This window comes from Promicromonospora sp. NPDC057488 (genome assembly GCF_042802395.1).
In the GTDB taxonomy this organism is placed as follows: domain Bacteria; phylum Actinomycetota; class Actinomycetes; order Actinomycetales; family Cellulomonadaceae; genus Promicromonospora.
The window spans coordinates 1-15,344 of record NZ_JBHVEG010000152.1 but is presented as its reverse complement, the minus strand read 5'-3'; the positions used below and the strand labels follow the sequence as shown (position 1 = coordinate 15,344).

At 74.4% G+C, this 15,344-nt stretch carries 13 protein-coding genes; 5 read left to right on the top strand and 8 right to left on the bottom strand.

Annotated elements, in window-relative coordinates; genetic code table 11:
* Nucleotides 1-129 precede the first annotated feature (129 nt).
* Entirely contained in the window at nt 130-507 is a 378-nt protein-coding gene (locus tag ACFU5G_RS23485) for a glyoxalase/bleomycin resistance/extradiol dioxygenase family protein (RefSeq protein ID WP_036964004.1), read from the bottom strand.
* A gap of 91 nt (nt 508-598) precedes the next feature.
* Between ACFU5G_RS23485 and ACFU5G_RS23480 the strand changes: the two genes are divergently transcribed.
* Nucleotides 599-1,321 carry a TetR/AcrR family transcriptional regulator gene (locus tag ACFU5G_RS23480; protein WP_377250215.1) on the top strand — a complete coding sequence of 241 codons (723 nt, stop codon included), beginning with the start codon at nt 599-601 and terminating at the stop codon, nt 1,319-1,321.
* A gap of 9 nt (nt 1,322-1,330) precedes the next feature.
* Here ACFU5G_RS23480 and ACFU5G_RS23475 read toward each other — a convergent pair whose 3' ends face one another.
* The 5 genes from ACFU5G_RS23475 to ACFU5G_RS23455 form a co-directional block, all read right to left on the bottom strand.
* Nucleotides 1,331-1,924 carry a 1-acyl-sn-glycerol-3-phosphate acyltransferase gene (locus ACFU5G_RS23475; RefSeq protein WP_377250213.1) on the bottom strand — a complete coding sequence of 198 codons (594 nt, stop codon included), beginning with the start codon at nt 1,922-1,924 and terminating at the stop codon, nt 1,331-1,333.
* 124 nt (nt 1,925-2,048) lie between these two features.
* Complete coding sequence (locus tag ACFU5G_RS23470; RefSeq protein WP_377250211.1) at nt 2,049-3,305, bottom strand: NAD(P)/FAD-dependent oxidoreductase; 1,257 nt, start codon at nt 3,303-3,305, stop codon at nt 2,049-2,051.
* A 51-nt stretch (nt 3,306-3,356) separates the two neighbouring features.
* Nucleotides 3,357-3,731, bottom strand: a complete 375-nt coding sequence (locus ACFU5G_RS23465) for a DUF1232 domain-containing protein (RefSeq protein ID WP_377250209.1) — start codon at nt 3,729-3,731, stop codon at nt 3,357-3,359.
* A gap of 84 nt (nt 3,732-3,815) precedes the next feature.
* A complete protein-coding gene (locus ACFU5G_RS23460) occupies nt 3,816-4,499 on the bottom strand; it encodes a YdcF family protein (protein ID WP_377250207.1) in 684 nt (227 codons plus the stop codon).
* A 190-nt stretch (nt 4,500-4,689) separates the two neighbouring features.
* The gene (locus ACFU5G_RS23455; RefSeq protein WP_377250205.1) at nt 4,690-5,004 is read right to left on the bottom strand and encodes a helix-turn-helix domain-containing protein; all 315 of its coding nucleotides are present in this window, start codon (nt 5,002-5,004) and stop codon (nt 4,690-4,692) included.
* A gap of 179 nt (nt 5,005-5,183) precedes the next feature.
* Between ACFU5G_RS23455 and ACFU5G_RS23450 the strand changes: the two genes are divergently transcribed.
* From ACFU5G_RS23450 to ACFU5G_RS23440, 3 genes are read left to right on the top strand one after another with little or no spacing between them, the layout of a single operon-like run.
* A complete protein-coding gene (locus ACFU5G_RS23450; RefSeq protein ID WP_377250202.1) occupies nt 5,184-6,698 on the top strand; it encodes a DUF3375 domain-containing protein in 1,515 nt (504 codons plus the stop codon).
* Nucleotides 6,695-7,399 (top strand): DUF4194 domain-containing protein, encoded by a 705-nt coding sequence (locus tag ACFU5G_RS23445; protein ID WP_377250200.1) that lies wholly within the window; start codon nt 6,695-6,697, stop codon nt 7,397-7,399. The genes ACFU5G_RS23450 and ACFU5G_RS23445 overlap by 4 nt, the downstream gene beginning before the upstream one ends.
* Nucleotides 7,396-11,625, top strand: a complete 4,230-nt coding sequence (locus ACFU5G_RS23440; protein WP_377250198.1) for an SbcC/MukB-like Walker B domain-containing protein — start codon at nt 7,396-7,398, stop codon at nt 11,623-11,625. The genes ACFU5G_RS23445 and ACFU5G_RS23440 overlap by 4 nt, the downstream gene beginning before the upstream one ends.
* A 99-nt stretch (nt 11,626-11,724) precedes the next feature.
* Here the strand turns inward: ACFU5G_RS23440 and cofE are convergent, their stop codons facing one another.
* The gene (gene cofE / locus ACFU5G_RS23435; protein WP_377250196.1) at nt 11,725-12,528 is read right to left on the bottom strand and encodes a coenzyme F420-0:L-glutamate ligase; all 804 of its coding nucleotides are present in this window, start codon (nt 12,526-12,528) and stop codon (nt 11,725-11,727) included.
* Nucleotides 12,529-12,637: 109 nt separating this feature from the next.
* On the opposite strand from cofE, the gene ACFU5G_RS23430 reads away from it, so the two are divergent.
* Nucleotides 12,638-14,221 (top strand): serine/threonine-protein kinase, encoded by a 1,584-nt coding sequence (locus ACFU5G_RS23430; RefSeq protein ID WP_377250193.1) that lies wholly within the window; start codon nt 12,638-12,640, stop codon nt 14,219-14,221.
* Between the two features lie 25 nt (nt 14,222-14,246).
* On the opposite strand, the gene ACFU5G_RS23425 is transcribed toward ACFU5G_RS23430, so the two are convergent.
* Nucleotides 14,247-15,239 (bottom strand): TIGR03557 family F420-dependent LLM class oxidoreductase, encoded by a 993-nt coding sequence (locus tag ACFU5G_RS23425; RefSeq protein ID WP_377250191.1) that lies wholly within the window; start codon nt 15,237-15,239, stop codon nt 14,247-14,249.
* Nucleotides 15,240-15,344 lie beyond the last annotated feature (105 nt).

Below are 15,344 nucleotides of genomic sequence, written 5' to 3'. Positions count from 1 at the left end.
GGCTGGGCGCACGGCTAGCCGCGGGCCCAGCCCGACCACTCCCCTTCGAGGTCTAAGTTTCTTCGCTCTGACACGGGTCAAAGCGAAGAAACTTAGGCCTCGAAGGGGACTTGCGGGGCGGAGAAACCGTCAGACCCACTGGACGAGCTGCCACACGATCCCGTTGGGGTCGGCGAACTGGCAGTAGCGCTCGCCCCAGGGCTCGGTCTCGGGCGGCGTGACGACCTCCGCGCCGGCGGCGGAGATGCGGGCGAACTCGGTGTCGAGGTCGTCCACGACGAACGCGATCAGCAGGCCCTGGCCGGCGGGCCCGGCGATCCGCTCGGGCTTGAACGTACCGAGCCCGACGCGCAGGAACACGATGTTGAGTCCGGCCGTCGGGTGCTCCAGCGACACGAACCCGTCGTCGGACATGGCCTCGGTGAACCCGAGGTGCTGCTTGGCGAACTCGGCCGACGCGGCGACGTCGGGCACGTTGAGGGACAGGGCGGTACCGGTGATCTTCAAGCTGACTCCTCGCTCCATAAACCTTGTACGGCGTACAACGTAAGATGGTTGCAGAATGTTCCCGGCCCGTCATCCCGATTCAGGAGACCTGATGCCCCGCGAGCTGATCGACCTGCTCTGGCGCGACCACCCGGCCGCCCCGCGGGGCGGCGCGCGCGGCCCGCGGACCCGCGTCTCGACGGGCGCGGTGGTCGAGGCGGCCATGCGGCTGGCCGACGCCGAGGGGCTGCCCGCCGTCACGGTCCGGCGGCTGGGCGAGGTGCTGAGCGTCTCCGCGATGTCCGTGTACACGCACGTCAACAGCCGCGACGACCTGCTGGTCCTCATGGCCGACGCCGCGTTCGCGGCCATGCCGCTGCCGGACCACGGGACGGCCGGCTGGCGCACGCGGGTACGGCGCGTCGCCGAGGCGAACCTGGCGCTGCTCGGCGAGCACCCCTGGCTGCTGGAGATCGACGACGACCGCACCGCGTTCGGCCCGGGCACCATCGCCAAGTACGACCACGAGCTGCACGCGCTCGATGCCCTGCCGCTGGACGACGTAGCCCGCGACGCCGCGCTCACGTTCGTGCTGGACTTCGTCCGCGGGGCCGCGCGGGCGCAGCGCCCCGACCCGCGGGCCGACGAGATGCCGCAGGCCTGGGCCCGCTGGGCGGGGCGGCTGGCGGAGTACCTCGGCGACGACCACCAGCTCGCCCAGCGGGTGGGCGGCGCCGCGGGCGCGGCGATGAACGCGCCGTCGAGCCCGACCCACGCGTGGGCCTACGGCCTGGAGCGGGTCCTGGACTCCCTCACCCCACCCGCCGAGCGGTGAGCGCGGAGGTCAGGGCTGGGCGTCCGGGGTCTCGTTGCGGAGGCGGGGCTCCGTGCGGTTGGCCGGCTTGACCCCCGACTTGTCCTGGTAGAACGCGCGGATCACGTCCATGTCGGCGGCGACGTCGCCGGTCAGCTCGATGCTCGGGCCCAGGCCCGCGACCTTGGCGACGCCGTCCACGTACCCGAGCGTGACGGGCAGGCCCGCCTTCAGGGCGATGCGGTAGAAGCCCGACTTCCAGTAGCCCGAGCCCTTGCCGCGCGTGCCCTCCGGCGTCACCACGAGGTGGAACTCCTCGCCGCGCTCGAGGGCCGCGAGGATCTCGTCGACGATGCTGGCGGGGTCCTTGCGGTCCACGGGGATGCCGCCGAGCGAGCGCATGATGCCGGCCATCGGCCCCTTGAACCACGAGTCCTTGATGAGGAACCGGATGTGCAGGTCCATCTCGAACGCGATGGCCAGCATGAGGAAGAAGTCCGTGTTGGACGTGTGCGGCGCCCCGATGAACACCGTCGGCCGGGTCGGCGCGGGTTCCGTGCGCAGCCGGTAGCCGGTGCCGGCCCAGATCAGTCGTGCAACGGCCCGGCGGATGGTGCGTGACATCGTCGTCCTCGAGTAGGGGGATCGGCGGAAAGCCTCAGGCTGCGCTGAGCTTCAGGGTCTGCAGTGTGACAGAACCACGACCGGTCAACGATTACCGTCCGCCGCCCGTTCCGGGCCCGGCTCCTCAGCGGCGCAGGAGCGGACGCACGCTGCTCGCCGCCAGCCGCACCAGCCCTCGCGAGCCCGCCGTCTGCTCGTCGAAGAGCATGAGCGCCACGTGCGCCATCGCCTCGTCGGACGCCGCCACGGCGCGCGTCGCGATGCCGGCCCACGTCCTGGAGCGCATGAGCTGCTGTGCCAGGTAGCACTCGCGGTAGTGCCGCCCGAACCGGCGGCGGTGCGCCCGCTCGAACCCCGCCAGGGCGTCGGCCAGGCCGGCGCCGGCCCACGTCCCGCCGGCCCGCTCCACCTCTCCCAGGTGCTCCGCGAGCTGGACGCCCGCGGCCATGCCGTAGAAGATCCCCTCGCCGCTGAGCGGGTTGATCGTCGCGGCCGCGTCGCCGACCAGCACCGCGGCCCGACCGCGCGCCGTCATCGGCGTCCGGGCGGCGGCGTGCGGCAGCTGGTGCGTGGCCACGCGCTCCAGCCCGGAGACCGAGAACCCGCGGCGCTCCAGGTCCTCGACGTACAGGTCGAACAGGTCGCGCAGCTTGCGGCCGTGCCGCGCGGTCTGCCGCTTCAGATGGTTCACGGGGAGGCCGACGCCGATGTTCGCGCCGTCGTCGGGCAGCGGGAAGACCCAGCCGTAGACGGGCAGGAGCGACTCCAGGAAGTCGAACCGGAGGGTGTCGCTCACGGGCTTGTCCGGGTGGGTCACCTTGCCGTACGCGCGCATGGCGATGTGGGTGTGCCGCATCGACGGCCGCTCGACGCCGAGGGCGCGGCGCACCGCTGAGTAGGCGCCGTCCGCGCCGACGACCAGGTCGTAGGTCGCCTCGCCGTCGGACAGGGCGACCCGCTCGCGCACGCCGTCGGACGTCGTCCCCTCGAACGAGACGCCCTCGCGCACCTCGGCGCCGGCGTCGCGCGCCGCGCCCAGCAGCAGGTGGTCCAGGTCGAGCCGGGGCGTGACGTAGCCCGCCAGGTCGCGGCCCTCCATGAGCGGGCCGCGCGCCATGGCCTCGACCCCGCCCGGGCCGCTGATCGCCACCGACATCGGCATGTGGAACGGCTCGAGCAGCTCCGACAGACCGAGCCCGTCCAGCACCCGGCGGGCGCCGGGGCCCAGGCCGTCCCCGCAGGTCTTGTCGCGCGGGAACGTGGCCTTGTCGACCACCGTCACCTGGGCGCCGGGAACCTCACGGCGCAGCGCGATCGCGGTGGCGGCGCCCGCAGGCCCGCCCCCGACGACGAGGACCCGGGGTGCGTTGTCGCTGACCACGCCGTCGACCCTAGACCCGCCCGGACCGGCCGGCCAAGGCGGGCCGGCCGGTCAGCGGCGCGGCTTGCGGTCCGTCACGTCCTCGGCGGTGCCGGGCACGGTCTTGCCGGGCGCCCCGCCGGGAACGGTGCCGCCGTGGGAGGTGCCGCCGTGCGTGGCGCCACCCTGGTTGGCGCCGCCCGGCGTCGTGTCGCCGGTGGTGCCCGGCACGGTGCGGTGCTGGCGGAACCGGCGGATGGCCTTGTAGAGGGTGACGCCCGCGATGACGATCGCGATGGCGTCGTCGCCGAGGCCGAGCGGCCCCAGCACGCCTTCGGACAGGAGGTCGATCGGGCTCGCCACGTACCCGGCGCCCGCGACGAACGTGAGGATCTCCTGCCAGGTGAACTTCCTGGGATCCTTGCCCCGCTTGTTTTCCTCGCGCATGCCCCGGAACGTAACGGAGAACGGGGAAAGTCGCCAGGGATGTCCCGGAAGCCCGTTTCGTGACGTCGGCCTCAGGCAGTGTGGTCAGACGTCTATCGGACGCCGGTCCTCCACCAGCCGCGACGTGTACCCGGCCGCCACGAGCCGGTCGAACGCGCCGATGACGTCACCGGGCACCTCCTCCTCGTGGGAGATGAAGCCCAGCTCGGCGTAGAGCGTGAGGCGCTGCGTCTCGCCGACGAGCATGTCGACCACGCGGTCGGCGTCGCCGACACCGGCCACGTACTCGTCCAGCGTCTGGGGCCGCGACACGCACAGCACGTCGACGTCGGGCCACACCATCTGGCTCGTCGCGAACGCGCGACGCTGCTGGTAGGGGTGCGAGACGAGCAGCACGGAGGTCGGCTCGATCCCGTGCTCGGCGAGCAGGTTGCGGCTGTACTCCAGGTTCTCGCTGGTGTTGGTCGCCTCGGGCTCGACGAGCACCGCATCGTCGGGCACGCCGCTCGCGATCGCGTGGTCGCGGTAGCCGAGCGCCTCGCCCTCGGGAAAGGCGTCGACGGTGGTGGGCGCGTTGGCACCCGTGAAGACGATCTGCCGGAACAGTCCCTGGTGGTAGAGCTCCGCGGTGTACTCGGCCACGCCGAGGTCATGGCCGCCCAGGCCGATGCAGACGTCGACCTGCCGTGGCTCGTGCTGCAGGTCGTGGAACACCCACAGTGTCTCTACGTCCTCCCGCACCTCGGCGGGGATCATGACGTTCGGCATATGACGACCATATTGCTCGGAGGAATGGGGGGCACAACCAGAGTGAGAGCACACGCCTGGATTCCACAGGAATTGCGTGCAATGTCACATTTATCGGGAACAGACCACGAGCGCCGTCGCTCTCCGTCCCCGCGCCCCCCGCACCGACATCCCATACCGAGACAAGGTAGCGGACCCCGGAGAAACCGCCCTACCGCGGGGGATCCTCGTCGTCCTCCGGCTCGCCGGCCGGGTCGGCCGCGACGGGGACCACGTCGTCCTCGAGCTTGCCCGAGAAGAGGTCGTAGTACTGCAGGTGAAGGTGGTAGCCGGCGCCCAGCGCGATGCGCCGGACCATTCCGAGCGTGGGCTCGATCTGCCCCGACTCGATGCGGCTGATCGTCGACGTGGGCACGCCCGCGAGGACCCCGAGGGAACTCATGCTGAGCCCTCGCTCGGCACGGATCCGGGCGATGATCTGGGCTGCGTTCGTGAGCAAGATGCCCTCCCGTCGATGCTCTGCCATCGAAACGTGCCATGACGCACGACAGGGCCTGCCGGAAAGTGAAGATCTGTTTTCCGGCAAGCCCTGTGGGACCTGACTCTATACGTCTATGGCCGTCGCGGCTCAGCGACGGGGCATGTCTCGCGATGTTTCCTCCGGGGGTGCCGCACCGACACGTTGGCCTACTACTCTCAGCCCCCATGGGTACTGCGAGCTCACCGGGGGACGCCGCGCCCCGGCCGGCCGCCGGGCACGGGACAGGTCGTCGCGGCCAGGCGGCGCGCGCCGTGCGCGCCCTTCTGCAGGAGCACCCCGCGTGGGTGCTGCTCCGGTCGAGGAACGCCGCGGCCGCCGTCGTGCTGCTCGACCGCAACCTCGGGGCCTCCCGCCGCCGGCTGCCCGTGGAGCAGCTCGCCGACCGGATCGACGACGACGTCCCCGAGCTGCGCCGCGCCGGCTTCGAGCTGCCGTACTCGGGCTACTTCTACGTCTCCGAGTGGATCGACGAGGGCGTGCTGGTGCGCCGCCGCGCCGCGTCGAGCGGGGGCGAGCCCGGCGCCGAGACGGTCGAGCTGTCCGACGGCGCGCTGCTCGCCATCCGCTTCGTCTCCCGCCTGAGCCGGCCCCACCCCGCGGTGACGCCGTCCCGGCTGGGCGCGGTGCTCGACGGCCTGCACCGGCTGGCCGACGAGTCCGACCCCGATCCGGAGGCCCGGCTCGCGGCCCTGCTGGAGCAGCGCGCCGCCCTCGACGCCAAGATCGAGCGGGCCCGCCGCGGCGACTCGGAGGCGCTGCCCGCGGACGTCGCCGTCGAGCGCGCCCGCGAGATCCTCGCCCTCGCGGGCGACATCCCCGCCGACCTGGCCCGGGTGCGCACCGAGCTGGAGCGCACGGACCGGGAGCTGCGGCGCCGGCTCCTGGAGTCCGACGGCTCGCGCGACATCTTCCTCGACGACATCTACCGCGGCGTGGACCACCTGGCCGAGTCGGAGGCGGGCCGCGGCCTCGTCGCGTTCCGCGAGCTGCTGCGCCGGTCGGAGCACTCGGCGCAGGACGACCTGGGCCGCGTGCTCGACTCGGTGCACCTCGCGCCGAGCGAGGCCTCGGCGCTGCGCCGCCTGCTGCCCACGCTGCAGGACGCCGCCGACGAGCTCACCGACACCATGGGCGTGCTGCGCCGCGCGCTGCAGCGGATGGTGCGCTCCGGCGAGCTCCCGGCCGAGCGCGCGCTGCGCCGGCTGATCGGCGAGGCGCAGGACGCCGCCCTGGCCGCCGCGCCCGACGTCGCCCCCGGCGCCGAGCTGCGCCTGAGCCTGCCGCTGGGCGCGGTGGCGCCCCGCTCCGTGGGCGGCCTCGCGCCGCACAACCCGGGCGGGGAGGACGTCGAGGCGCCGCCCGCCGACCCAGCCCTGCCACCCCGGCCGGTCTCGCTGACGGCGCTGCGCGCGATGGCCCGCGACTCGGAGATCGACGTCGACGAGCTGCGCGGGCACGTGAACGACGTGATCGACCAGGCGGGCCGGGCCACGGTCGCCTCCGTGCTCGCCGCGCACCCCGCGACGCAGGGTGCCGCAAGCGTCGTCGGCCTGCTGACGCTCGCCGAGCGGCACGGCACCCCCACCACCGAGCAAGAGGACGTCGGCTGGCGGTCCTCGCGCGGCGTCGCGCGGCGCGCCAGCCTTCCCCAGCACCAGTTCGAGGAGCATGTCCCGTGACAGAACCCGTTCCCGGACGAGGTCCGGCGCGACCCGACCCGGCAGACCTCCGCACCGCGCGCCCCGGGCGGCCGGCCGACGGCGGCGCCGCGTCCGCGCCGTCGGGCAGCGGGTCCGGCGGCGATGCCGGCAGCCGCCTCTGGCCCGGCGACCACGGCACGCTGCCCGCGGCCGCGCGCCTCGCGCTGGCACGGCTCGTGCGCGGGCCCTACCTGGCCGCCGAGGCCGACGCCGACACCTGGCGCGCGCTCCTCGCCCACGAGGACGTGGTCCGCGAGCGCCTCGCCGACCAGTACCTCGACCTGGTGGTGGACGGCGACGCGCAGGTCGCGTTCGTGCGCGACGTGCCGGCGGCCGACGCGCCGCAGGTGGTGCGGGAGGTCACGCTGACGTTCCTGGACACGGCGCTGCTGCTGCACCTGCGCGCGCTGCTGCTGGACTCGGCGGACGGGCGGGTGGCGATCAGCCGCGACGAGGCGGCCGACCAGCTCGCCGTGTACCGGCGGCGCGGCGGGGGTTCGCCGATGGACTTCACCCGGCAGCTGGACGCGACGTGGGCGCGGCTGATCGAGTCGGGCATGCTGGAGCCGCTCAGCGGGGACCGGTGCACCGTCTCCCCCGTGCTGCGGACCGTGTTCGGGGCGGACCAGGTCGCGGCGCTGAGCGCCGAGTACGCCCGGCTGGCGAAGGAGAGCGCATGAAGACCCCGCACACGTCCCCCACCGGGCAGTGGCGCCTCGCGCGCGTCGAGCTGGTCAACTGGGGCACCTTCTCGGGGCACCACGTGGTGCCCGTCCCGCGCGAGGGCTTCCTGCTGACCGGCCACTCGGGCTCGGGCAAGTCGTCGCTGGTCGACGCCGTCGCCGCGGTGCTGACGCCGCCCGAGCACCTGCGGTTCAACGTGGCCGCGGCCGGCACGGCCGCCACGGAGCGCGAGGCGGGCGACCGCGACGTCGTGTCGTACGTGCGCGGCGCGTGGCGGCACCGGACCGACGAGAGCACGGGCGAGGTCGTGGCCGACCACCTGCGCCAGGGCGCGACCTGGTCGGGCGTGCTGCTGCGGTACTCGAACGGCCCCGACGCCGACGACGGCGCCGTGACCCTGGTGCGCCTGTTCCACCTCACGCGCGGCTCGTCCGCGCCGGCGACGCTGCACGTGGTGGTGCGCGGCGAGGTGGGGCTGCTGGACTTCGAGCGGTTCGTCCGCTCGGGCCCCGACGTCGCGGGCGTGACCGCCGCCTGGCCCGACGCGACCGTGAGCGAGCGGCACGCGCCGTTCGCCGCGGCGTTCACGCAGGCCCTGGGCATCGGCTCGGAGCAGGCGCTGGTGCTGCTGCACCGCACGCAGTCGGCCAAGAACCTGGGCAGCCTGGACGACCTGTTCCGCGGGCACATGCTGGACGAGCCCGGCACGTTCGAGCTGGCGGCCCAGGCCGTGGACCAGTTCGCGGACGTGGCGCGCGCGTACGCCGACATCGAGACCTCGCGCCGGCAGATCGACCACCTCGGCCGGCTCGCCGCGCTGACCAAGACGTACGACGAGGGTTCGGCGGCCGGGGTGCGCGCCGCGACGCTGCGCGGCTCGCTGGAGACCTTCAAGGACGCGTGGAAGCTCGACCTGGCGCACGGCGCGCTGGCGGGGGCGCGCGCCGCTGAGGAGCGGGCGCAGCACCACCGCAAGGCCGCTGACACCGAGGTCGACGTCGCCGCGAACACGCACCAGCAGGCCGTCAACGTGCTGGGCGCGCGCGGCGGGCAGGCGCTGGCCACGCAGGCCGACCGGCTGCAGCGGGCGGGCGAGATCGCGGCCCTGGTCCGCACGCGGCGCGGCGAGCTCGCGACCGACCTCGAGTCCGTGGGCATGAACATGCCGGAGACGTTCGCGGAGTTCGCGGCGCTCAAGGAGAAGGCCCGCTGGGAGCTGGGCGGCACCAAGCCGCCGGCCACCGGAGCGGTGCCGACGCTGACGGGCGCGATCCCGGCGGTTCCCGCCGCGGTGACCGGGCAGGTGCCCGAGGTATCGACCGGGGCCGTGCCGGAGGTCTCGACCGGGGCGCAGCCCGCGGTCGCGACGGGTGCCGTGGCGACCGTCGCCCCGGTGACCGGCACGGTCCCGAACGTCGCCGGGCGGTCGCGCGCCCCCGAGCTGCTCGACGGCGCCATCCGGGAGGCCCTGGCGACGCGGTCCGCCGTCGGGCAGCGGCACGAGGCCGTGGCCACCCGGATCCAGGCCGTGCGCCAGACCCAGACGAACGTGCCGGCCACGCTCGCCGCGGCCCGCCGGGCCGTGGCCGAGGCGGCCGGGCTCGACGTCTCGGTGCTCCCGTTCGCGGCCGAGCTGCTGCGCGTCCGGGAGGACGACGCCGCCTGGCGGCCGGTGATCGAGGAGATCCTGCGCCCGCTCGGCACGCTCGTGCTGGTCTCCCCCGCGCACCGCGCCGCCGTCGCCCGCGCCGTCGAGGCCGGGCCCGGCCTGCGCTACCGCGTCGTCGGCGTGCGCAACGACGCGCCGCGGTCCACCGACGACTCCTCGCTGGTGCACAAGGTCGAGGTCAAGGACGGCCCGATGTCGGGCTGGCTGCACCGCCGCCTGTCCGAGCAGTACGACTACCTGTGCGTGGACGAGCCCGCCGGGCTGGACCTGCACGAGCGCGCCGTCACCCGCGAGGGCCTGGTCAAGCACGGGCCGGAGGAGATCGAGCAGCCCGTGCTGCCCGGAGTCGAGGACTGGGCGCTCGGCTGGGACGCCGACGACCGGCTGGACCAGCTCCTGGAGCTCGCGCGCGAGACGCAGGCGCGCCTGGCCGAGGCGGACGAGGCCGTGGCCGACGCGGTCGCCGAGCAGCGCGAGGCCGTGCGCCGTCAGCTCACGCTGCGCCACGTGGCCCGCCGCGAGTGGCGCGAGGTGGACATCGAGACCGCCGAGGCCGACCTGACCGACGCCCAGGCGTCGTTCGACCGGCTGCTGGACGGCACCATGGACCTGCTCCAGGCGTCGCAGGACGTCGCGGCCGCCGAGACGCGGCTCGACCAGGCCCGCGCCGCCGCCGCGGAGGCCGCCGACGCGCTCGCCGAGGCCCGCGCGCACCGCCGCAGCCTGGAGCACGTCGTGGCCGAGCTCGGGGACGCGCCGACCAACGCGATCCCGCTGGCGCACCGGCAGGAGCTGGAGAAGCGCTACGCCGCCGTCCGCAAGACGGTCACGCACGAGGTGATCGACGACGTCTCCCTGACCGTGTCCCGCACGCTGGACGCGGAGCGCGAGGCCGGGCTGCGCACGTCCGGCGCCGCCGAGCGGGAGATCGTCGGGCTGCTGTCCGAGTTCCGCCGCCGCTGGCCCGCCATCACGCGCGACCTCACGGCACAGGTGGGGGACCGCGCCCGGTATCTCGAGGTGCTGGAGCGGATCCGGACGTCGCGGCTGCCGGAGCAGGAGGCCCGGTTCTCCGACCTGCTCACCGACCAGGCGCGCCGCGCGTTGCGCAAGCTCGCCGCGGAGGTCCGGCAGGCGCCCGCGACCATCCGCGAGCGCATCGTCGGCGTCAACACGTCGCTGCGGCGGTCGCCCTTCGACACCGACCGGTTCCTGGAGATCCGCGTCAAGGAGCGGCGTCCGGCCGCCGTCGAGGAGTTCCTGACCACGCTCGACGCTCTCACCGGGGACACCGAGCCGGAGTACGAGGTGCTGGAGCGGCTGGTGCGCCGGCTCGGGTCCAGCGACCCGGCCGACCGCGCGTGGCGGACCCTGTGCCTGGACACGCGGCGGCACGTGCACTTCACGGGCGTCGAGGTCACCGCGGGCGGCATCGCGCTCGCCGTGCACGACTCCTCGGCCGGCCTGTCGGGCGGCCAGCGGCAGAAGCTCGTGGTGTTCTGCCTGGCCGCGGCCTTGCGGTACCAGCTCGCCGGGGCGTCGGAGTCCGCGACGCCTGCCTACGGCACGATCCTCCTGGACGAGGCCTTCGACAAGGCCGACACCGCGTTCACGCGCACGGCGATGGACACGTTCGCCGCGTTCGGGTTCCACATGATCCTGGCCACGCCGCTGAAGCTGCTCCAGACGCTGGAGGACTACGTGGGCGGCATCGGCCTGGCGACCTGCCGCGAGATGCGGGAGTCCCGGGTCGACGTGGTGCTGCTGGAGACCCCGCTGCCCGACGTCGACCCGGTCGCCTCGGCGACCCGAGGCGGGGGTGGTGGTTCGGGATCTGGCGGTTCGGGATCTGGCGGTTCGGGATCTGGCGGTTCGGGTGTCGGTGGTTCCGGCGGTGGGCCGACGGCGCCGCCGTCGCGTGGTGGCGGGGCTCCGCAGAGCACGAACGCGCCGGTCGCGCAGAGCGGGCCGGTCGCGCAGAGCGGGCCGACGCAGGGCCAGGGGCAGCCGTCGACGGCCCAGCCGCCGTCGTCCGCCGGACCGGCCCAGCCGCCGTCGTCCCCCGGACCGGCCCAGGCCGCCGCATCAGCCCCGGCGCCGGACACTGCTGCTCCGGCGACGAGCTCGGGCGCCGCCTTCCCCGTACCGCGGGGCGGGACGACTCCGCCCGCAGCGCAGGGCGGGACGACTCCACCGGTGCCGGTTCCGCCTGCGCCGGTACAGCCTGCGCCCGTTCCTCCTGCGCCGAGTGCCCCGGTCACGCCCGCGGGTGGTTCGGCGGCCGGCGACAACACGGCGACTCCGGCCCGCGGTCTGCCCGCGGTGCCGCCTCCCCCGCCCGGGCCGGCCCCGACGGGACTCCAGCCGCTGACCTCCGTCACGCCCCCGCCGCCGCCCGCCCCTGCCACGCAGGAGGCTCCGGCCGGGACGCCGTCCGACACGATCGACGACGACGGTGAGCCGGAGCCGGACTGGTCCGTGACGGTGACGGCCGAGGAGGCCGACGCGGCCTCTCCGGTCGTCCGCATGACGTCGCGCCGCCCGTCGCTGTAGGTCCGCGCCCGGACATCCCTTTCGAGGCCTAAGTTACTTCGCTCTCAGCCTTCTGAACGCGAAGAAACTCAGGCCTCGAAGGGGATGCTGGGCCGAGGCCTACGCCCGGCTCTCCTCGCGACCGTCCGCCAGGCCGCGACCGTCCGCCAGGCCGCGGGCGTAGGCCTCGGCCGAGCCCTCGCGGAACAGGTCGTCCGCGCTGCCCCGCACCAGGGCACGCGCGCCGGGGCCGTCGGCGTCGGTCACGTGCCGGTCCATGCCCCGCACGACGGCGACCGCGCGCCCCGCCGACTTGCCGCGCACCAGCTCGGACGCCGCCGCGATCTCGTCGACGACGGCGGTCACGGTCACGTTGAGCGGGCGCCCGTGGGTGTCGGTGCTGCCGCGCAGGTCGTCGGTCGGCGTGATGCCGGCGCAGCCGATCGCGATGTCGACCAGGGCATCGCGCCACGGCCGGCCGGCGGTGTCGGTGACCACCACGCCGATGCGGCCCAGCCCGAGCCGCTGCGTGAGGGCGGACCGGATCGTGCGCGCCGAGGCGTCGGGGTCCACGGGCAGGAGCAGGACGGTGCCCTCGGGCGTGTTGCTCGCGTCCACCCCCGCCGCTGCCATGACCAGGCCGAGCTTGTTCTCGACGATCCGCAGCGGCGGCAGGCCCGGGCGCGCGCGCTGGGCCACCACCCGGACGGTCTCGTCCGTGATCGCCTGCTCGCGGTCGGCGGCGGCCACGACCCGCCCCTCCGCCTTGGACACGATCTTCGAGGTCACGACGACGACGTCGCCGTCCCGGGGCCGGTCCTGCTCCTCCAGGCCCGCCAGGAGGCCGGCGACCATCTCGCCGAGGTCGTCGCCAGGAGTGATCTCGGGCAGCCCGTCGGGGGCCCAGACGCTGAGTCGTTCCACGGGAACATCCTCACATCGTCCGGCGGCCGGCCATCTCGGCACGGTACTCTGCGAGGCGTCTAAGTCACATTTGTCTGTTTGATGCCGCGATCGTTAGGGGACCCGTCCGGTGTTGCAAGACCCGCCTGCCAGGAGCTCGGCGCCCGCACCGGAACCCGCGGCCCTGCGGCCCGGTGAACCACGCACCATCGGACCGTTCCGGGTCCGCAGCCGGCTCGGCAGCGGCGGCATGGGCGACGTCTACCTGGGCTCGACCCGCAAGGGGCAGCAGGTCGCCATCAAGCTGATCCGCGGCGCCCAGCTCGACGACGACGAGTTCCGCATCAGGTTCCGGCGCGAGGTGCGCGCCGCCGCCAAGGTCCGCAGCCGGTTCATCGCCAACCTGGTCGACGCCGACCCCGAGGCGGACCTGCCTTGGCTCGCGACCGAGTACGTGGCCGGGCCGACCCTGTCGCAGGAGCTGGCGGCCAACGGCCCGCTGCCCCAGGCGGAAGTGCTGAACCTGGTCGTGGGCGTCGCCGAGGCGCTGCACGGGATCCACCGGGCCGGCCTGGTGCACCGCGACGTCAAGCCGGCCAACGTGATCCTCGGGCCGGACGGGCCGCGCCTGATCGACCTGGGCGTGGTCGCCGCCGTCGACGCGACGCGGCTCACCCTGACCGGGCAGGCGGTCGGCACCCCGATGTACATGGCGCCGGAGCAGGCCTCCGGAAGTCGGGCGACGGCGGCCGCCGACATCTGGGCCCTGGGGGCGCTGGCCTACTACGCCGCGACCGGCAACCACCTCTTCGAGGGCGACCACCCGGCCGTGGTGCTGTATCGCGTCTCCGCGGAGGACCCGTCGTACGCCGACAGCCCGGAGTACCTGCGCGCGTTCCTCGACGCGCTCCTGGTCAAGGACCCGGAGCGGCGGCCGCCCCTCGAGGCGATCCTGCGCTCGCTCGGCGTGCCCGACCAGGCGGCCGCGGCCACGCTCCCGGCGGCCGGGCCGCGCGACCTGCCGTCCGCGGGGACCGGCGGGCGCGGCGCGGGGCGAGGCACCCGCGGCGCGGGGCGCGGCACCACCACCTCGGGCCGCGGCACCGCTCGGCCGGGCCGACGACGGACGCGCGTCGTCGTGGGCGCCGCCACCGGGGCGGTGCTGCTGGCGGGTTCGGCGTTCGGCGTCTGGTCCTGGCTCGACGACGATCGCGAGCGGACCGACCTCGGCGGGGCGTCGGCAGCCGGCCGGCCGCAGGAGAACGCGCCGCCGGAGGACCTCACCGACACGAGCGAGCCCGGCGTGAGCCCCGGGACCGGTGCAAGCGTCGTCGCGGACGGCAGCATGGAAGCCCCGTGGGCCCTCGGCACGACGAAGGGCCTCGGCGGCGGCTCGTGCTGGATCGTCAGCATCGACCGGTTGGAGGGACGGCTGGCCACGCTCACGGTCTCCTGCGACCGGGCGGGCACCAGCGAGTACGGGACGCCGACGCCGAGCGAGTGGCTCGCGATCTACGCCGTCCGCCCGGACGGGACCTCGGAGCGCGTCACCCGGGAGGACGCCGGCCCGGAGGACACCTTCTGGGCGCAGGGCAACCTCACGGACCCCACGGCGGTGACCACGACCGTCACGCTGCCCGACGTCGGTGAGCTGACCGCGGTGTACGTGGAGAACAACAAGGATCACGGCTGGAACTGGGCCGCGACGAGGTGACGCCGTGGGCGGGCCGGCCGGCCCGTCACCGCGCCAGCTTGGGCAGCACCTCGCGGCCGAACGTCTCGATCCACTCGCGTTGGTTGCGGCCCGCGTTGTGCAGGTAGATCCGGTCGAAGCCCAGGTCCACGAACCGCTGGATCGACGCGCGGTGCTCGTCCGGGTCGGCGGAGATCAGCATCCGGCCCTCGAAGTCCTCGGGCCGGACCATCCGGGCGAGCTGCGCGAAGTCGTGCGGGGAGCGGATGTCGGAGCGCGGGAACCGCATGCCGCCCACGGGCCACTCGGTCAGCGCGTTCGCCACGGCCTCCTCGTGGGTCGGCGCCCAGGAGAGGTGGAGCTGGAGCGCCTTGGGCATCAGCCCGGGGTCGCGGCCCGACTCGCGGGCGCCGTCGGCGAACCGGGTCAGGAGCGACGCCATGCGGTCCAGCGGCGCGGCCTGCGTGATCAGCCCGTCCGCCGTCCGCCCGGCGCGGCGGGCCGTGACCGGGCCGGCGGTCGCGACCAGGATCTCGGGTGCGGCGTCGGGCATGGTCCACAGCCGCGTCGACTCCAGCTTGAAGTAGGTGCCCGCGTGCTTGACGTCCCGGCCGGCGAGGGACCCGGCGAAGAGCTTGCGGATGATCTCGACCGCCTCGAACATGCGGTTGATCCGCTCGGCGGCCTCGGGCCAGTAGCCGCCCACCACGTGCTCGTTGAGCGCCTCCCCCGAGCCGACGCCGAGCCAGTGCCGGCCCGGGTTCATCGCCGCGAGCGTCGCCGAGGCCTGGGCCACCACGGCGGGGTGCCAGCGGAAGGTCGGCGCCGTCACGGGTCCCAGGTCGCCCGTCGTGTGCTCCGCGGCGGCCGCGAGCACGTTCCAGACGAAGCCCGCCTGCCCCTGCTGCGGTGTCCAGGGCTGGAAGTGGTCGGCGGCCATGACGCCGGAGAACCCGTGCGCCTCGGCGAACGCCGCCAGCTCCACCGCCTCGCGGGGCGCGAACTGCTCGAGCATCGCGGCATAGCCGATGGTCACCACGCGGGACAGCCTACGTCCCGCGCTCCCGGACGTGGGAGGCACTCAAGGCCCCCCCGTGTGCAGAGCGGGAGAGAAGAAACCGGGGGCGGGGGGCCCCCCGTGAGA